The organism is Ruegeria sp. BE10 (genome assembly GCF_056538905.1).
In genome coordinates this window covers 1-4,252 of record NZ_JBQFTX010000019.1, presented here as the reverse complement: position 1 = coordinate 4,252, position 4,252 = coordinate 1, and the positions used below count along the sequence as shown (strand labels likewise).

Below are 4,252 nucleotides of genomic sequence, written 5' to 3'. Positions count from 1 at the left end.
GTATGCGTCCATTGGTGGGCATGTGCAGACGAGGTTTCGGTCGCCATATGCGTTGTCGACGCGGTTGACGGGGGACCAGTATTTGTCGACGCCCATGGAGCCCGGCGGGAAGCAGGCCTGTTCTCGGGTGTAGGGGCGATCCCAGTCGCCGACCAGATCGCGCACCGTGTGGGGGGCGTTTTTCAGCGGGTTGTTGTCCGCGTCGATCTTGCCGTCGATGATGTCCTGTGCCTCGGCCCGGATGGACAGCATGGCGTCGCAGAAGCGGTCGAGTTCCGCCATGGGTTCCGATTCCGTGGGCTCGACCATCAGGGTGCCGGCCACCGGCCAGGACATGGTAGGCGCGTGGAAGCCTGAATCGACCAGACGCTTGGCGATGTCGTCGACGCTGACATGGGCCGCCTCGTCCAAGGGACGGGTGTCGAGGATGCATTCATGCGCCACCCGGCCCGTTTCCGAGGTGTAGAGAATCGGATAGGCCTCGCTCAGACGCGCCGCGATGTAGTTGGCGTTCAGGATCGCCACTTTCGTGGCCTGGGTCAGACCCGCGCCACCCATCAGCAGCACATAGGCCCAGCTGACCGGCAGAATGGACGGCGAACCGAAGGGCGCGGCCGAGACCGGGCCGATAGCACTGCCGTATTCCGGGTGGCCGGGCAGATGCTCTTCCAGATGCGCCTTGACGCCGATCGGGCCCATGCCGGGGCCGCCGCCGCCATGCGGGATGCAGAAGGTCTTGTGCAGGTTCAGGTGGCTGACGTCGCCGCCAATGTCACCCGGACGCGACAGGCCGACCATGGCGTTCATGTTGGCACCGTCGATATAGACCTGACCGCCGTGATCATGGGTGATCTGGCAGACCTCCTGCACGGTGGTCTCGAACACGCCATGGGTGGACGGATAGGTGATCATGCAGGCAGCCAGATGATCGCTGTGCTTTTCCGCCTTGGCGCGGAAATCGGCGACATCGATGTTGCCGTTCTCATCCGCCTGCACCGGCACAACCTGATAGCCCACCATCTGCGCCGAGGCCGGGTTGGTGCCATGCGCCGAGGTCGGGATCAGGCAGACATTGCGGTGCGCCTCACCCCGCGATGCGTGATAGTTGCGGATGGTCAGCAGGCCCGCATATTCGCCCTGCGCGCCCGAGTTGGGCTGCTGGGAGATCGCGTCATAGCCGGTGATCTGGCACAGCTTGTCGTTCAGATCCGCAATCATCTCGTGATAACCCTGCGCCTGATCTTCGGGGCAGAACGGGTGCAGGTTACCGAACTCGGGCCAGGTGACCGGGATCATCTCGATCGTGGCGTTCAGCTTCATGGTGCAGGACCCCAGCGGGATCATCGCCCGGTCCAGCGCCAGGTCGCGGTCGGCCAGACGGCGCATATAGCGCGTGATCTCGGCCTCGGCCCGGTTCTGGTGGAAGATCGGGTGAGTCAGATAGGCGCTTTCGCGCAGCGCGTAATCCGGCAGGCGGTAGGCCACGTTCGAGCTGTCATCCTTGCGGTCGATGCCGAAGGCGCCCCAGACGGCCTCGATGGTCTCGGGGCGGGTCTGTTCGTCCAGGCTGATGCCCACCTTGGTATCACCGACCTTGCGCAGGTTGACGCCACGGGCCACGGCGGCCTCCATCACGACGTTCTGCAGGTGGCCGACCTCAACCGTGATGGTGTCGAAGAACACTTCCGGTTCCACGGCAAAGCCCGCCTCTTCCAGACCAGCCGCCATGCGCGAGGTCTTGCGATGCACCGATTGCGCGATGGCCTTGATGCCGTCGGGGCCGTGGTACACGGCATACATCGAGGCGATGACCGCCAGCAGCGCCTGCGCTGTGCAGACGTTCGAGTTGGCTTTCTCGCGGCGAATGTGTTGCTCGCGGGTTTGCAGCGACAGGCGGTAGGCCTTGTTGCCGCGGCTGTCGATGCTGACACCGATGATCCGGCCGGGCATCGACCGCTTCAGCTTGTCGGTGGTCGCCATATAAGCGGCGTGCGGGCCACCATAGCCCATTGGCACGCCAAAGCGCTGGGTCGAGCCAATGGCGATATCCGCGCCCATCTCGCCCGGTGACTTCAGCAGCGCCAGCGACAGGATGTCGGCGGCAACGATGGCAATGGCCTTGTGTTCGTGCAGCGCCGCAATCTCGGCGGTGAAGTCGCGCACATGGCCGTGGGTGCCGGGATACTGGAAGATCGCGCCAAAGACGGCACCTGCATCCAGCGCATCGGGGTCGCCGACCTGCACGTCGATGCCCAGCGGCTCAGCCCGGGTTTTGATCACCGCGATGGTCTGCGGGTGGCAGTTGCGGTCGACAAAGAAGGCCGCGTTGTTGGCCTTGGAGCGACCGCCGCGCTTGGCCATCGCCATCGCTTCGGCAGCGGCTGTGGCTTCGTCCAGCAGCGAGGCGTTGGCCACGTCCAGCCCGGTCAGATCGCTGACCATGGTCTGGAAGTTCAACAGCGCCTCAAGACGGCCCTGGCTGATCTCGGGCTGATACGGCGTATAGGCGGTGTACCAGGCCGGGTTTTCCAGGATGTTGCGCAGGATCGGTGCCGGCGTGGTGGTGCCGTAATAGCCCTGACCGATCAGCGAGGTCAGAACCTTGTTCTTGCTCGCCACCTCTTTCATGTGAAAGAGCGCATCGCGTTCCGTCATCGCCGGACCCCAGTCCAGCGGCTCTTTCTGCCGGATCGCAGGCGGCACCGTGGCGTCGATCAGCTGGTCCAGCGTCTTGAAGCCGATCACCTTGAGCATGTCGCGCATCTCGGTGGGCGACGGGCCGATGTGGCGGCGGTTGGCGAAGTCATAGGCTTCGTAATCGGTCAGTTTGAAGGCCATTGCAGCGCTCCTGTCGAAAAGGTCAGGTCCGGCGGAGACTGCGGGAGCCTCCGGCGGAGAGTGAGGGCCGTCCCTGAATCTGTCCGGTGGACAGATTCAGGCCCGAACGGGCGGAGCCCCAGGGACAGGGCTCCGACATAGATTTACCCGATGAAGGACTTGTAGCCGGCTTCGTCCATCAGATCCTCAAGCTGCGCGGCATCCGCGATCTTGATCTTGTAGATCCAGGCCTCGCCCTCGGGGTCTTCGTTCAGCGCGCCGGGGTTGTCGGCCAGCGCCTCGTTGACCTCGGTGATCTCGCCATCGACCGGCGCATAGAGCTCGGACGCGGCCTTGACGGATTCGATCACGCCGATCTCGCCGCCTTTTTCGAACTCGTCGCCCGCTTCCTGCTGCTCGACGAAGACCACTTCGCCCAGCTGCTCAGCCGCGTGTTTGGTGATGCCCAGAGTGGCCGTGTCCCCTTCGACGGTCAGCCATTCATGCTCTTCGGAATAATAGGTTGCCATGTCTCTCTCTCCTGACTTCAACGCTTGTAATTCTGTTTGACGAAGGGCAGCGCCACGATCTGCGCCGGTTGCGCCTTGCCCCGGATGATCAGATTGACCTTCTCGCCCGGCTCGCCATGACCCTTGCTCACATAGCCCATCGCAACGGGACCGCCGACCGTGGGGCCAAAGCTGCCCGAGGTGATCTGGCCGATGGTATTGCCCTCGGCACATTGGACTTCGACGCCCTGACGCGCGGGGGCGCGACCGTCGGGCTTGATGCCCACCAGCTTGCGCGCAGGACCCTCGGCCAGTTCCTTTTGTACGCGGTCCGCACCCGGAAAACCGCCCTCTTCCTTGCGGCGCTTTTGAATGGCCCAGCCAAGGGACGCCTCAATCGGCGAGGTCGTCTGGTCGATGTCATTGCCATAGAGGCACAGACCCGCCTCCAGCCGCAGGCTGTCGCGCGCGCCCAGACCGGCAGGTTCGCAATCCTCATGCGCCAGAAAGGCCTTGGTGACCTCGATTGCCTTATCCTCGGGGATCGAGATCTCGTACCCGTCCTCGCCGGTATAGCCCAGCCGCGAGATGCGGCATTCGACACCGTTGATATCGGCGACGGTGGTTTCCATGAACTTCAGGTCCCGCGCCGCCGGGCACAGTTCGCCCACGACATCTTCGGCCTTGGGGCCCTGAACCGCCACCAGCGCGCGGTCGAAGATCTCGGTCACTTCAACGCCTTCAAGGTTCGCTTTCATATGCGGAATGTCCTGATGCCGCAGCGCCGCGTTCACCACCACAAAGAAATGATCCCCCGCATTCGACACGATCAGATCATCCATGATCCCGCCGTCTTCGTTCGTGAAGAACCCGTAGCGGGCTTTGCCTTCCTTCAGCGTCGCATAGGCCTGCGGGCAGATCGCCTC

The 4,252-nt window shown here is 63.7% G+C and carries 3 protein-coding genes; all 3 read right to left on the bottom strand.

Features of this window, described 5'->3' with window-relative positions; genetic code table 11:
- Nucleotides 1–2,838: aminomethyl-transferring glycine dehydrogenase (gene gcvP, locus ACR0M2_RS20610; protein ID WP_170554178.1), on the bottom strand; the 2,838-nt coding region annotated here is incomplete at its 3' end.
- 143 nt (nt 2,839–2,981) lie between these two features.
- Nucleotides 2,982–3,347: a glycine cleavage system protein GcvH gene (gcvH, locus tag ACR0M2_RS20605; RefSeq protein ID WP_170352139.1), complete on the bottom strand. Its 366-nt coding sequence runs from the start codon at nt 3,345–3,347 to the stop codon at nt 2,982–2,984.
- A gap of 17 nt (nt 3,348–3,364) precedes the next feature.
- On the bottom strand, nt 3,365–4,252 hold an 888-nt coding region (gene gcvT, locus ACR0M2_RS20600), incomplete at its 5' end, for a glycine cleavage system aminomethyltransferase GcvT (RefSeq protein WP_480706883.1).

Excerpts from the sequence above, each read along its gene's own strand:
- gcvH (WP_170352139.1), bottom strand. The coding sequence starts at position 3,347 with ATGGCAACCTATTATTCCGAAGAGCATGAATGGCTGACCGTCGAAGGG.